At 38.2% G+C, this 14,237-nt stretch carries 11 protein-coding genes and 1 riboswitch; of the genes, 4 read left to right on the top strand and 7 right to left on the bottom strand.

All coding sequences use genetic code 11. The features are described 5' to 3' along the window. Nucleotides 1-143 precede the first annotated feature (143 nt). The 4 genes from MHI18_RS13550 (at nt 144) to MHI18_RS13535 (ending at nt 3,889) form a co-directional block, all read left to right on the top strand. Nucleotides 144-440 (top strand): DUF3892 domain-containing protein, encoded by a 297-nt coding sequence (locus MHI18_RS13550; RefSeq protein WP_340848090.1) that lies wholly within the window; start codon nt 144-146, stop codon nt 438-440. A 91-nt stretch (nt 441-531) separates the two neighbouring features. Beyond that, nucleotides 532-1,350, top strand: coding sequence for an STAS domain-containing protein (locus MHI18_RS13545; RefSeq protein ID WP_340848088.1), 819 nt, complete (start codon nt 532-534; stop codon nt 1,348-1,350). A 327-nt stretch (nt 1,351-1,677) separates the two neighbouring features. Next, nucleotides 1,678-3,306, top strand: coding sequence for a PAS domain S-box protein (locus MHI18_RS13540; RefSeq protein ID WP_340848087.1), 1,629 nt, complete (start codon nt 1,678-1,680; stop codon nt 3,304-3,306). Nucleotides 3,307-3,348: 42 nt separating this feature from the next. Then, a riboswitch (PreQ1 riboswitch) is annotated at nt 3,349-3,394 on the top strand. Nucleotides 3,395-3,403: 9 nt separating this feature from the next. Beyond that, nucleotides 3,404-3,889 carry a QueT transporter family protein gene (locus MHI18_RS13535; protein WP_340848086.1) on the top strand — a complete coding sequence of 162 codons (486 nt, stop codon included), beginning with the start codon at nt 3,404-3,406 and terminating at the stop codon, nt 3,887-3,889. 222 nt (nt 3,890-4,111) lie between these two features. On the opposite strand, the gene MHI18_RS13530 is transcribed toward MHI18_RS13535, so the two are convergent. The 7 genes from MHI18_RS13530 to MHI18_RS13500 all read right to left on the bottom strand — a co-directional run bounded on the left by MHI18_RS13530 (nt 4,112) and on the right by MHI18_RS13500 (nt 14,226). Continuing rightward, a complete protein-coding gene (locus MHI18_RS13530; RefSeq protein ID WP_340848085.1) occupies nt 4,112-4,963 on the bottom strand; it encodes a VOC family protein in 852 nt (283 codons plus the stop codon). Nucleotides 4,964-5,068: 105 nt separating this feature from the next. Next, nucleotides 5,069-5,911 carry a DUF1206 domain-containing protein gene (locus tag MHI18_RS13525; protein WP_340848083.1) on the bottom strand — a complete coding sequence of 281 codons (843 nt, stop codon included), beginning with the start codon at nt 5,909-5,911 and terminating at the stop codon, nt 5,069-5,071. Between the two features lie 181 nt (nt 5,912-6,092). Further along, on the bottom strand, nt 6,093-8,699 hold the full coding sequence (locus tag MHI18_RS13520; RefSeq protein ID WP_340848082.1) for a GAP1-N2 domain-containing protein: 2,607 nt from the start codon (nt 8,697-8,699) through the stop codon (nt 6,093-6,095). 2 nt (nt 8,700-8,701) lie between these two features. Next, nucleotides 8,702-9,955 carry a TRAFAC clade GTPase domain-containing protein gene (locus MHI18_RS13515; protein ID WP_340848080.1) on the bottom strand — a complete coding sequence of 418 codons (1,254 nt, stop codon included), beginning with the start codon at nt 9,953-9,955 and terminating at the stop codon, nt 8,702-8,704. Between the two features lie 10 nt (nt 9,956-9,965). Continuing rightward, complete coding sequence (locus MHI18_RS13510) at nt 9,966-10,595, bottom strand: beta-mannanase (protein ID WP_340848079.1); 630 nt, start codon at nt 10,593-10,595, stop codon at nt 9,966-9,968. Between the two features lie 23 nt (nt 10,596-10,618). Continuing rightward, nucleotides 10,619-11,896 (bottom strand): vWA domain-containing protein, encoded by a 1,278-nt coding sequence (locus tag MHI18_RS13505; protein ID WP_340848077.1) that lies wholly within the window; start codon nt 11,894-11,896, stop codon nt 10,619-10,621. A 17-nt stretch (nt 11,897-11,913) separates the two neighbouring features. Continuing rightward, a complete protein-coding gene (locus MHI18_RS13500) occupies nt 11,914-14,226 on the bottom strand; it encodes a hypothetical protein (RefSeq protein WP_340848075.1) in 2,313 nt (770 codons plus the stop codon). Between the last annotated feature and the right edge of the window lie 11 nt (nt 14,227-14,237).

The following is a 14,237-nucleotide window of genomic DNA, read 5'->3' as shown; positions in this document are numbered from 1 at the left end:
GAGGAAAAGGCTTTAGGTAAAGTAAGCCGAAAAGTCGGCTGGCTTTTCCCAAAAATACGGCACAAAGATGACAAAACCTGTTTCACATACTTTCGGATGAAAATGTTCAAGATAGGTGTAACGACAATAGGAGGTTATTCGATATGGATAAATTTGAAGAAGCATACGAGAATTATTTGCATCCTGAGTCATCGAAAGTTCCTAAAGAACCTGAATCAGATAAAGAGGAAATTATCGCGGTGAGAAAGAATGAAGATGGAAATATCATTGCTATTAAGACGAATACAGGTCGTGAACTCGATTATTCAACTGCAATAATGGAAGCCAAAGAAGGAAACTTGGGGCATGTTGATGTTTTCCAGAAATACGGACGTGACATTCTGCGAAGTGAACCGGACGGTATTAAAGAAAATAACTTAGGAGAACTCCCTGACTTTTAGCGACTAGTAAGCCTTCACTAAAAAGAGTTTAACAATAGATTTCACCTTTCTTTTAAGCGTATAATGATGAAAAAAGGAAGGTGAAACATTAGTGAATCCATTAAACGGCAATGATATGGCCGCTTACCTTAAAGAAAATGCAGCGGATCTGTCCCTTGAGTTGGTCAGTGATATTTTAAAAGAGTTTACATCCGAGATCCCAACTGAAGAGATCAAGCAAGCAAGAATGATGTATAGTGGACTTTTTATCTGTTTAGCTGATTCCATCGCACAGGGTAAAGAAATAAACACAAAACAAATCTTAGCTTGGAGCAGGAAAAATGGCGAAAGAGAAGCTTCTACTGATGGTGATCTTTCCGAGATTATAAATCGGTATCCACCTTCCCGTGTCATTTTAGTTAATTACATATTGAATATCTGTGAGAAATTTAATCTATCTCACACTGAAATGTTGAAAATTACTGAAATAATCAACTACCTCTTAGATTTAAGCATCAGCGAAACTACTCTTGCCTATGAGCGTAAGTCTGCCCAAATATTAAAAGATGCACAGATAGAGGCACATGAATTAGCAGCACAAATTGTTCCCATTCAGGACGGCATTGCCATCCTTCCCTTATATGGTTCCATCGACCACGAAAGGGCTGCACATATTACTGAAAATGTATTACCTAAAATCGCGGATAATAAAATCAATTGGCTGATTATTGATTTTTCAGGAATTGTAAAAATGGATGGTGAGGTGGCTGGCCACATCTTTAATATCCATTACATGCTAGAATTAATCGGTATCGAGGTCATTATTACAGGTATTCGTCCTGCTCTTGCTCAACATGCTGTTCGGCAAGGTATTGACTTTTCATCTATTAAGACCTGTGGGTCAGTCATGCAGGCTATCCAGACAATCTAATAATCACCAAACGAAAAGGCCCCGTTTAGCGGGCCTTATTTAGATTTCACTATTCCATCGATGAGTTTGTATTCCACAAGGATTATAAATGCATAAACACTTCCTGGTGAATGAGTAGTTTTTCCCACCTCATCTCATGCACTAGATGCCACACCACGAAGATCACTTCTCTTTTTGTAAATTACACCAAAATAAAGGAATTTAATTCAAACTCCAACCTTCTCCTCACTTTGTTCTATAGGATTACTGTAACAACTTTGCTAGAATAGGAACGTATGCCACTAATCCATTATGGTTTCAAAGCTGCAATGATGAAGGAGATTAAATATGTCAAAATATAAAGTACTACTTTTTTATACTATTTTAGGCCTTTCAGGGATTTTGATTATTGATTACATTATGTATAACCTGATTCAGGAACAATATTTAAGAGTCTATATTCACCGAACCATTGGCATCATCCTTCTACTATTCACAGGAATATTTCTTTATCTATATCTTTCAAAAATGGAACAATTTGCAGAGCTTACCGAAGAGCAGCTGCGGCTGCATGCATTAATCGATACAATGGGGGACTTCGTGAATTTTAAGGATGGTAAGGGCAATTGGATTAAAGTGAATGAGTTTGGCTTAAAACTCTTTCACCTAGAACAGGTTGATTATAAAGGAAAAACAGACTCAGAACTTGCCGGCTTTACCCATACTAGCTCGAGTGCTCTCGAATATTGTGAAATGTCGGACGAAGTAACTTGGAACTCCAAAAAAGTAACAAATTGCCAAGAAGTGATTCAGCTCACAGATGGCACACATCGAATATTTGATACTACAAAAATCCCTCTTTTTGAACAAGATGGATCAAGAAAATCTCTCATTGTAATTGGCCGTGATGTTACCGATATCATCCAAGCACAGAATGAATTATCGATCAGCCAACAGCAATATAAATCTTTATATGAATATAATCCTGATCCTATCTTTATGCTTGACCTAGAAGGTTTAATTTCTAATGTGAACTCTCGATTTGAAGCGTTAATTGGCGAATCTGAAGTGAAATTAGTTGGAGTATCTATTTTTGACTTCATCCTTCAATCTCCAGAAGATCAACTTAACCTTAAACAGTCCTTTGTTGACGTTATACATAGTAAGAAGGGGATTCATAAGGGAGATTTACGTTTCCAAACAAAAATGGGTAAAGAGATCTGGCTGTCTTGTACCATTGTTCCCATTCTAATAAACGGCACAATTTCCGGCGTAATTTGTTACGCAAAAGATGTCACCCACCTCAGAGAAACGGAGAAAATGCTTAGAAAAACAGAAAAGCTATCGGTAGTCGGCGAACTCGCGGCAAGTGTCGCCCATGAGATTAGAAATCCACTTACTTCAATTAAAGGGTTCATTCAACTTCTTAAGGATGATTCCGATACACGCGAAGATTATTTCAACATTATGTTAAATGAATTAGATCGAATTAATTTGATTGTCAGTGAACTGCTTGTACTAGCTAAACCCCAAGAGTTACAGCTAACACAACAAAATCTCCATCAATTAATGACTGAAGTAGCCGTTCTGCTTGAACCACAAGCTCATCTTTCTGGAACAGAACTCTACATCGGCAGTAACCCACGACTACCGACACTATCCTGCGAAGCCAATCAACTAAAACAAGTGTTTATCAATATTATCAAAAATTCAATCGAAGCCATGGCCACCAAGATCAACGTTGAATTTATTTTAAATAACTCATCTGTCTTAGTAAGAATTACAGATGACGGACTTGGTATTACTCAGTCAAGAATTAAACATCTTGGCGAACCTTTTTACTCATCCAAAGAAAAGGGCACTGGCTTAGGCCTCACTATCACCTATCGAATTATTGAGGCACATAAAGGATCTGTCCACATTCAGAGTGAAATTGATATAGGAACAACTGTTGAAATCACACTCCCAATTGACTAATAGCTGCCGAATAGTATATTATTAGTCTTCGAGTATTCACTCAAAAACGTGGTTCGAAACCATCCCACGCTAAAAAAACTAAGGGAGTTCCTGCTAAATGAATAGTAAAACACTAGTTATAAACGGTATTTTGGCCGCTTTGTACATTGCTGTCTCAATGCTTATTCAGCCATTCGGTTTCACCAATATTCAATTCCGAGTCTCTGAAATGTTTAATCACCTAATCGTTTTTAACAAAAAATATATTTTTGGTATTTTATTAGGTGTCTTTTTAACCAATCTACTATTTTCGCCAATGAAAGCCTATGATTTAATCTTTGGAGTGGGCCAATCTTTAATTGCATTGACGATTACAATTATTTGCTGCCGCTTCATTCAAACCATCTGGAAACGGATGCTTGTCAATATCCTTGCGTTTACCGTAACGATGTTTATTATTGCGCTGGAGCTCAACCTTGCTTTTGGTCTGCCTATTATGTGGACTTGGCTGACTACTGCCATTGGTGAATTTGCTGTCATGGCAATTGGTGCACCTCTTATTCTAGCCATTCATAGACGAGTAAATTTTGAAAAACTTATTTAAAAATCCCCTGTCTGGGGATTTTTTTTTCGTTATTGCCCAACCCCAAGCAAACAACATACAAGACCGTGTTTTTCCCTTTATAAGCACTCTGCCTACTCAACCCCTTATTTTGTCTCGTTACCAGTAAAGTAGCATCCCTTTCTTAACTAATACTTAATATTTATAAAGTCTTTCACCAGTCTAAAAAAAAGACACCGAGAAATGATCCCGGTGTCTACCTTGTTATACATATAATCGTATTACATTTCCTGAAGGGTCTTGTGTGATGTACGCCCCATTGTCTTCTGTTAGATAGGCATCCATTTCTTTTAATTTAGCAACAGCTGTTTGCAGTGTTTCACTATCAGGATAATGCAGGGTAAAGGTTTTTAAACCCAAGCTGTTTTTCGTTGGTGCAGGAGCTCCTACGCCTGCCCAGGTATTCAAACCTATATGATGATGGTAGTTCCCTGTTGAAATAAACAACGCTTGCGCTCCGTATCTTAACACCACATCAAAACCAAGGACGTTGATGTAAAATTCCTCTGCTTTCACTAAATCTGAAACATGCAAATGGATATGTCCCATGACCGTTCCCACAGGTAAGCCATTCCAAGTATCGCTTATCCGGCTGGCAAGTACACCCTCTGCGTCCATCGATTCAGTAATCATCTGCACATGGTTATCCTGCCATATCCACTCTTCTTCTGGAGTATCTGCATAAATCTCTATGCCGTTCCCATCTGGGTCCCCTAAATAGATAGCTTCACTCACACCGTGATTAGATGCGCCTTGAAGAGGATACCCCGATTGGAGAAGATGCAGCAGAACATTCCCTAAGTCTGCCCGCGTCGGCAGCAAGAGTGCAAAATGATACAAGCCAGTTGTCCGAGGTTGTTTTTCAATGATTACTTCCGGCTGTTCTATTGTTAGTAATACGGTTTTACCATCGGCCGATAACGCGGCCTTTTTTTCTGTTTGTTCAAGAATGGTAAATCCGATCACTTCTTTATAAAAAGTCATGCTGCGATGTAAATCCTTAACCAGTAAATGAACATTCCCTACATAAGTATATGGATGATTTTGATATTTCATTTTCAACGCTCCTCTTTACTTACTTTATGTAAGTAACTATATATTAAAAACCTCATTTTTTCAACTCTTTTCAAAAAAAAATCCCCGCGGAGGAGGATTCTGCAATTAAAGATCCAAGTATTTATTTTTTCCCTTCAGTATCTCATACATTCCATAAAACGCTAATCCGATTGAAACGATGCCAAGCATATATGACCCGTAATCCTGCTGAAGCAGCTTTTGCAAAGCTTCATCCAATCCTTTTGGATTATCTGGATCAGAAGTAATCGCCATTCGAGTGACAAAAAATCCAAGGAAACCAAAAATCAACCCTCGTGCTATGAATCCGATTTTCCCTGATTTCTTAGCCGCCTCAATTTCCTTATCGCTCATTTCAGTCACTTTAAATTGTGACATAAACTTCTCTTTCCAACCTGAATAAATTTGAAAAATTCCATTTGCAATAATTCCCAGACCAATCAAACCAATAAGCCATGGACCAGCGTCAGTTGCTAATATCATTGCTGTCCATGTTTGTTTACTGTCACCTGTACTTCCGGCATGAATAGCAAAAGAAAAGGCTTTATAGGCTATACCAATATAAATGACACAAGAAATGATATCTCCTGCTTTCGTCGTCCAGCCCTTCATCTCATTTTTTTTCAATGATTTTACTTCAAATATTTTAATGAACAGCCAGATAATATAACCCAATAATCCTACAGCAATTACCCATAACAAGGCTTCACCAAAAGGTTTTGCTGCTACAGCTTCAATAGCGCCGTTAGTCCCTTTCGCTTTTCCACCAATCCCAGCAGCGGCCAGCAGCGACAGGATTCCTACTAAAATAAACACAAATCCTTTTGTCATAAAACCAATTCTGGCAAAAATCTTCATCCATGGTTTTAGATCATGTTTTGTGTTCTTTGCTTTTTGAGTCAGATTTCCCTTTAGTTCAGCACTATTCATGATCTCATTCCTCCCACTTCTCCTTCTTTTCTCTTCCCCCTATTTATCAAAAGAAAACGAAGAAGACTCAGCTGCTAATAATTACTATTCCTATAGAAGGTGACTCATTTATAAGTATGAAGAAATCTACTTCATTGTGCCCTTATAAAAAGCACTGTATCGGTCAGTGCCCCCATCATCATTATTCTACTTGCCCTTTCTCTTTTTCACTGATTTCTACCAGCTTCTCCATATCTGCTGAATGGCTGCTGTCCATTCTTTGAAAAGTGATGATTTCTTTTTCTTTATCAACTGTTACCTGTTTAGTTTCTAACGTATAAATATAACCAAGATAACTTATCGTAATCTGTTGACTAGACTTTTCTATTTTTGTTGTTTCTTTATCATATGCCTGTAACTCGATTGATTGATTTTCACCGGCTTTGATTCCCTTAATAAACAGGAGTGGAGAAAAAGCAGCAGCCTCTTCACTTACTTTTTTGTCTTTCTCCGCTTCATTCATTTTATACATCGTAAACACAGTTAGAGCACCACAGGTTAAGACAATTAGCATTACACCAGAAAGAAGCATTTTTTTATTCGTATGCATAAACTTTCTAAAGCCTGACATCCGCTCATATTTAACCCGGTCCAAAAAGCTTTTCAGTTGAGAATTGTCCTGCCATCTTTTCAGCGTTCGTTTGTTTTCAAAAATATCTTTAGCATGACTATGCAGATATCGTTGAACAGAACGTTTATACTCCGGATCTTCTTCCACAAGCCCCTCATCAAGTCTTGAAAAAACAAATAAAAACTGTCTGACTCCCTCGAGTCCACCGCTATTTTTATGAACATATGCCAACATCTCATCATATCGGTAAAGATTCGTTTGGTTTTGATCCTTATTCAGGAAGCAAAAAGCCGTCAACTCTGTCAACTGAACGATTCGTTTATCAGATATTCCTTTCAAAAGCATCATCTGCAATTGAGTAAAGTATGGCTGATGAGCAAGTCGATCAGATTCCCTTGGGTACCCTTTTTGCAGTATATCTTGAGCCTGTTGAATCACCCTTATTTTCCACTTCACTTCACCTAACTGAAGCACTTTCGGAATCCGATTTGTGATCACTGTAAGTTGGTTTAAATCGTTCGGACTTACCAAGTTTAAATCCAATTCTCTTATTAACAAAAGGGATAATTCTTCAATTATTTCTTTCTTATAGACTTCAACGTCCTCAGAACGCACATATCCTTGTTCCGCATAAAGCAGCTTCTTCACATTACGATAAGCTTGAAGCTGATTTTTTTCATTTGGAAACAAACTGAGTATTCCTTTACTGGCAGCTTTTTGAAAGCGGTAATTTTCAAAGGATTCAGGAGTATGCTCATGCCAATACACGATTTCATTCATAAGTAAATCCAGTGAAGTAATCCGACTAAAATGGTTTTTAATATATGGCTCAAATACAATCGAGATTAAATGATTTTTACTAAAGACTAATTGGTTTACCCCTTTAAATAATCCCGGATAGGCTTTTAACTGACTATAAAGAAAACCTATATAGGACAAATCTTTGCTGCCATAATAAAGGACCCTATAAAAAAACGAAATATATGGATTTCGATTTTCCTTGGAAAAAATCGAATAAAAGTAAATCATCTCGCTAATCAGTTCTTTTTCAGGCAAATTACTTGGTGTAAGACTTTTACTTTCTAGATCAATCATCGCATGGAGTTGTTCACAAAGTTCAGGCTTATCCTGATAATTTTCACCCGTTAAGAACGAACGAAAGCTCTTAAATACGACTAATTTTTTTTCTTCAGTTTCGCGATATTCACCCATTTTCAACAGATATAACCTGCTTAGTTCATTGTAGAGTGTAAGCGAAGGTTTAGGGATATCAAGCAAATTGGTTTCTGCATAGGCGTAAAAATGGTCCAAATCTCTCGAACGCTCTTGGACTAGTTTGCTGACAAATTGAATGAAAGGCTCCTGATCTGCCTCATCACTGATATTCAGAAAAAAAGATTGGTCAAAATCAAAGACAAAATCCCTTTGGATTGTGCTGTCTTGCGGACGTATACTTCCTTTTTCTACAAACATTAAGCCTATATGTTTTTTACTTTGCGGCTCTGCATGATAGGTAAGCACGCTGAACGCTTTTCGCATTTCAAAAGGCAAACATTGAAAGAGATAATAACTTAATTGATAGGAACCATGTGTCGCCTTGGTGATATCACCAGGTAGTGAAATATACACTTTTTTCTTCGTAGTCATTGACATTAAAACCGCATATATCACTTGTTTAAATTGTTTCCCGCTTATTCCAAGCTCAATTAGAAGCTGATTCAATGGTTGTACCGATGGTTTCATAACCGGCAGAGCATCTATTTCATTTAGAACCTTTCCATGTGACACATCATAATTCATTCGAAATGGAAGTTCTCCAAACAGCTTATCGGCTGAAGTTAGGTATTCTCTTACTCTATCCTTTGGAACAATATAGTTATGACTGAAAAATGTTTCTCTTTCACCCGTATAATCAGATTCTTTGTATACACTTTGGCCGATTACTAATTCACCCATTTCAGTGAAGGTGATTAAATTGGCTTTTGGATAGCGCTCTTCTTCTCTGATACCTGCATTTGTCAAAGACTGCGGCGGATAATAAGCGCACAGCGGCTGAAGCGTTTGTTTAATGTAAGACTTATCTAATCCAGGTGAGGCTGCGATAGTAGAGTAACCCGGTGAGGAAGAAAAAATCCCCTCGCGCTCCCTCGTATAAATCTGCTGCTGAATTTTAGTCATACTTAATATTCCTTTCCGTCAATGTAGCCTAGCTGATTCAATAGCCAGATAACGGGTTCATCGACTCGAACAGGATTGACGACTCCATTAATCTCTTTATTGATCGGATTTGCGCCCAGAGCCGATACAGCAAAGTAAGCTGTCTGATTAAAGTAAACATCAAGGGCATCTTTGAACGGCCGGTCAATTTTTTCAATCAAGCGTCTTATTTCTCCATCAATATTCTCGAACTCTAGTAAATTAAGAGCCTCTCTATGGACATAGTTTTGAAAGATATTACTATTCGGCTGAATGTATTCCCCATCTTCCTCTGCTAAAGACTTCAGTAAATCGCTTTTCGTCAATATGACCGCAGTTGGAATATCTGTTTTCCCTCTGTCTTGATGTCCGATGAAATTCTCATATAAGTTTAAGATTACCTCCCTCGGCTCTGCATACCGGTCAGAAAGATCACCCTTTTCGTCAAGGCCTATCAGCATACGGTCCCGTATAGTCTTGATTTGAAGCGGATCGACTAAAAAGAGAATACCTGATGAGTTCTTAATATGAGAGGCAAATATAGATAGATAATCTTGATCGACCATTCCTTCTCCAGGAACATCAAAAAACACAAGCGTAAGCGGTGCCTTATCTTCGTTCTTAAAAACCAACTGAAAAATAAATGGTTCTTGGAGCTCTAAGCGTGTAGATTGAAGCATTCTGCCATATTCAAATATCGGATCTTCATATTTTTCCTTGAATTTACGGCTGACTTCTCCATTTAACGGCATGCATGCAGCATCGAAATGATGTGCGGTAGTATTTTGCAGAGTATGAATTAAAGAGGTCATATACACTGATTTCCCCACTGAGGAAGCCCCAACAATTGAAATAATATTACTGGGTACTTTTCCGGCGTTAATAGGAAGGACATTATGACAGGATGGACATAATCGTTTTTTCGTTAACTCTCCATGAGCATCAGTCATCCCCACTAACACTCCGTCTACATAAATTTTATCGTCCTCATGTGCATATTCCGGATTTAAAATGGCCTCCATCTCAGGTGCAGCATCCATTCCAAATTTTGCTCTATACTTATTTAAAGTTTCATCTTCTTGAAGCGCATATTCTTCGTCCTCTTCTCGGTAATGCTGCGCACGAAATACAACAAGTTCTGGGGAGTATTTTTCAAAGCAATATGGACAGACAATATTATAAAATGCCGGCCTGATGGCTTCTTCTTTTTTAAACAAATTTTTAAATATGCTTAGCATCCTTATCCCCCTATTCTGGTATTAACTCATAGTGCTCACCGTCTTTTTTTCCATTAGTAAAGAAGAGGCCGATGTAGTCCTGCTTATTAATTTGAATATCAGGAAGCAAGGTAAGACCTTGATTAAAATCATGAACAAAAGAATAAACTGAGCCATCTTCTATGTTCAGCGGACTGCTCCCAGTCTTCTTTACATAGCTGAGCGTTTCTTTTGGCAATGAAATTTCCGTCCTAACCTTTATTCGAACGGTTTTTTGTTGAGAAAACCAGTTGTTTTTATAGGTGATGGAATAAAAGATCCTTCCCTTTTGTGTTTTTGCACTTACTTCGTTGAGCTGATTTTGCTGATCTAGAATAATCATTTGTCCTTCTTTTCGAATTGCCGGATATACCTTATATACAATCTTCCCAATGGATGACATGGAGTCCTGATATCCTGCATTTGCTTTATACTCTTCTCTTGTATATAACTTAAGCGGTCTCTCGCTTCTTTCTATATCTGCTTCCTGTTCAATTACCTTAGCGATGTATACATACTGAATATTTCTCGGCCATTGCCAAGTTAGGATATGGATATGATTAATATTCCGTACACTGACATCATTAACCCATTGACTAGGTTCAGCTTCATTCCAGTTCATGATGGAAACGCCTCCCCCATTCTTTAATGAAACGAATTGCTGGATTTTTTTTGATTTAAATCATTATGTGCGTTCATACGACTCGATAGGATTCCGTTCTTCTTTCCCTCTCTAGCCATATACATTCGATAGGGAACAATGGCTGAAAATATACTAATAATTACAGCTAAAAGGATGTCAGCCGATACTCGTATTAGGAAACCGTGTAAGTAATAATTTCTAAACCCCCATTCCATTACAAAGCCTGCAATCAGTCCCGCAGCTAATCCGCCCCATGTAAAACTTTGAGCTAAGAACCGGTTATCAAACATCAAGCCAAGTGCCATTCCAAGGACAGCGCCAATTAGAGCGATAAAAGCAATTCGCATGATTTTATATAACAGCATATATCCAGCACTTCCTGTTCTTTCACCAATCAGCAGCCGTTCCCCGGCATTCTTTTGAATTTCTTGAAAAGTATCCGCGAGCTTGTCTGTGTCATTCACGCTATAATACTGGCCGCCCGTTTGTACTGATATCTTGCTCAATAACTTAGCCCCTTCATATTTTTCTCTGCTTAATCCAACCGTATTAATGACAATTTCCCTATTTTGAAACGGTTGTAGTGTTTCACCTACATTCACTTCACTAATTCCGTCCGATAGTAATACAACCATCGTCCGCCGACCACTATTATCACTATCAATATACTTCATGGACTCTGCTAAACTACGAGCGATATCTGTTCCTCCCGAAAACTTAATCACCTCTTCAAAAGCCTTCCCGGCATTTTCTCTTTCCTTATCGTTCGCAAAAGATGTAAAGGGCTGGATCAGCGAGGTTTCATCATTAAAGAGAAACAACGAACTACGTTGACTTTTATTCATGTTCATCAGGAATTCTTTTACTGCCGTCACGGTTTTTTCATCCGGATCTGTTTCCAGCATACTTCCTGAGACATCAAGAACTAGGACAATATCCTGTGGACGTTTAATGGTTGATGCATCAAGCTCATATACGTATTGCAAAATGGTACCAGCTGCAAAGGGCAGTATAAACATAACCGGCAGTAACAGCTTTAACGAAAATAAAGCATATTGGTCTGCCCACCGCTTCCCTGTCAGAACAGGTTTCCATTTTTCAGCAATGAACGCCATCCCTCCTATCCACAATCCAAGCTGACCGAAGTACAAACCGACTAGGATACTGGTTGGAATGTCCGTCATAAACCTCGCCATCAGCATTTCGCCAGTAATAGCTCCCACGACGCCTCCGAGTAATGTCAATACGAGTAGAAGGAAGTTGAATTTTCTGACCTTCATGTTATACCTCCATTCATTTAAGGAGTGATGGAAGCAGCATCCCGATGGAACTCAAATCCATTTTCCTGATATTTTTCATAATACCGATAATTGCTTTGGTAAAAACGTAGATCTTCCATAAGAAAACCGCCCATTAAATGCAGTTTTTCAATCCCGCTGGTTCTTTTTTCATGAATACAGCCATGTCGATAAGGGAGGTTCGAATCCTTGCTTAAGGCAAATTGTATGAAGCTGCTTTCATAATCCCCGAAATAATAGTTTTCTTCATATCGGTGTTTCTGATTGTATTCTAGTAAATGAATCTGACAAGCAGAATCCTTATTTAGAAGCTGATAGATTTCACTAAACAGCTCCTCCTTCGTCAAGACCTCTGGATCACCATAAGAGACCATAATATTTCCCCGTGCTAGAACTTCATCTTCGAAAGTATGATCAAGCCTAGCAGATTCAAAGATCATTCTGTGACACATGGTTAAGATTCTGCTTAGAAATGTTCCATTATTCAGTGATAGAGAATAGTTACCAAGGTTACTCTCATCAAAAAAGCTCTCTATACTTCGTGTTTCCACTATATCGCGAAGAATGAGTTCAACCACTCGCTGATAATATTCAGGAATGTTTTGATTAATTTTACTTTGATATCCTGTTATAACTTGCTCTGCCTGTTCACGGAGATTATTCTCTAAAATCTCCAGCGTCTTAATTTGTTTTTCAAACTCCTGATGTGATGTCTCGAGTACATCAATGTACATATTTACCGTATTTACATTCAATCTATTTTTGAGGATTTGCCATTTCAACCTGTAAATTTTCAGTAAAAAGTGAGAAATAAACTGTCGTGTCGTGGTTTTCTCAGAAAATAGGTTTTTTTTGAATTTCTGATTTATTCCTAGTTCCTCATATACTGTCTCTAACTCTACCGTTTGTCTCGCTATTTGGTTGACATAACCTGCCTTTATTTTCAACAGCCGCTGAATCATGGAATCATCCGTCCACTGATAAGCTGTATAGACTCCATAGCCTGGCTGCTCAACGACTCGTTTACTTAGCAACTGCTTTAGTTGCTGTTTACCAGCAAACTGACGATCTCCATTTAAAAATGTTTCGTAATTTTCAGTAAAAAACAGCCTCGCTGATTGCCCAAAAAAAATGTCTTCCGCTTCTTTTAAGGTCTGCATCTTCACTTGAGAAAATGTCGTAGATGTTGGCATGAGCACGAGCATTTCCTTTAGCATGTCCTCTGTTGGGAGAATACTTTCTGTTTTACGTTCAATGGAAAGCTCATCTAATTCCAGCAGGTGAAGGATAGCATCAGTCTCCATCTTAGTCGTCCGTTCACGAATCACTTTGATAAGATACTGATAAAAATAATAAAGAACATGAATCGCAATCGCCTTATTTGGCCGGCTTACTTTAGAAAATCCGGCTGTTACAAACACGGGATTCCCCTCATCATTTTGACTATTCTTCGAAAATTGCACATTGTTATAACTCTCATTGCCAGTGAAGTGCTGATGTTCACTAACCAATTTATTTTTCATCATGACAATGGTGGAGATTATTTCGTAATTCTTAGCCATACCGTTTGGGGCAAATAAACCTCTCTCATCTTTATCGCTCAATATATACACCAGATCAAATAGACGTCCGCTGCAACGAGTAACCGGCATACGAATTTTATCCTTTGTGACATGAATGTCCGCAGTAAATACGTATTCTTCCCCCTGCAACACCTTTATTTCTTCGAGAAAGCTAATACCAAATGCAGCGTTATCTTCTACAATTCCCCGCTCTTCCACTAAACAAAAAGCATCGAGATAGTGCATCGTAAACAGCTCTTGGCAGGAATTTTCTAAAAGAATCGTCAATTCGGCACTTAAGATGGTCAACGGATCAACAATTGAAGTAACCATTGATAGATGAATCTTTTGAAATGAGTTGAACATGACACCCAACTCAGAAAAATGGACATTCACCCGCCGCAAAAGTTGGTTATACTCAATCAATTTCGATTCATCCTGGTAAAAGCGCTCATAAATACTTGGGCGTATTCTCTTTCCAGCTTCATACTCATCAACGGCCTTAAAGGAATAGACGTTTTTCTCCTGCCATGTTTCCTCTAAATAAGCATGGATATAAATAATCCCCTCATGATTAGCCCATTTTCGCTGATTCATTTTATAAATCGCTTTTAGGGCTGGCAGCGATTGATCACCAATAAATAAATAACAAATTGGATTATTAATGATCCTCCGCTCATCCTTGCCCACTTGACTGGTTTCTGCTTTTAAGATGTATTCATCTGTGAATTCAGTTAATAATTCGCGCATGATCATACCCC

This window comes from Peribacillus sp. FSL H8-0477, assembly GCF_038002765.1.
In the GTDB taxonomy this organism is placed as follows: Bacteria; Bacillota; Bacilli; order Bacillales; family DSM-1321; genus Peribacillus.
Note: the sequence above shows the minus strand (reverse complement) of the source record. Positions and strands in the feature narration are given on the sequence as shown.

Coding starts and splice junctions, on each gene's coding strand:
- MHI18_RS13505 (WP_340848077.1), bottom strand. CDS start 11,896: ATGAAGGTCAGAAAATTCAACTTCCTTCTACTCGTATTGACATTACTC.
- MHI18_RS13520 (WP_340848082.1), bottom strand. CDS start 8,699: ATGACTAAAATTCAGCAGCAGATTTATACGAGGGAGCGCGAGGGGATT.
- MHI18_RS13525 (WP_340848083.1), bottom strand. CDS start 5,911: ATGAATAGTGCTGAACTAAAGGGAAATCTGACTCAAAAAGCAAAGAAC.
- MHI18_RS13550 (WP_340848090.1), top strand. CDS start 144: ATGGATAAATTTGAAGAAGCATACGAGAATTATTTGCATCCTGAGTCA.
- MHI18_RS13510 (WP_340848079.1), bottom strand. CDS start 10,595: ATGAACTGGAATGAAGCTGAACCTAGTCAATGGGTTAATGATGTCAGT.
- MHI18_RS13535 (WP_340848086.1), top strand. CDS start 3,404: ATGAATAGTAAAACACTAGTTATAAACGGTATTTTGGCCGCTTTGTAC.
- MHI18_RS13515 (WP_340848080.1), bottom strand. CDS start 9,955: ATGCTAAGCATATTTAAAAATTTGTTTAAAAAAGAAGAAGCCATCAGG.
- MHI18_RS13540 (WP_340848087.1), top strand. CDS start 1,678: ATGTCAAAATATAAAGTACTACTTTTTTATACTATTTTAGGCCTTTCA.
- MHI18_RS13530 (WP_340848085.1), bottom strand. CDS start 4,963: ATGAAATATCAAAATCATCCATATACTTATGTAGGGAATGTTCATTTA.
- MHI18_RS13500 (WP_340848075.1), bottom strand. CDS start 14,226: ATGCGCGAATTATTAACTGAATTCACAGATGAATACATCTTAAAAGCA.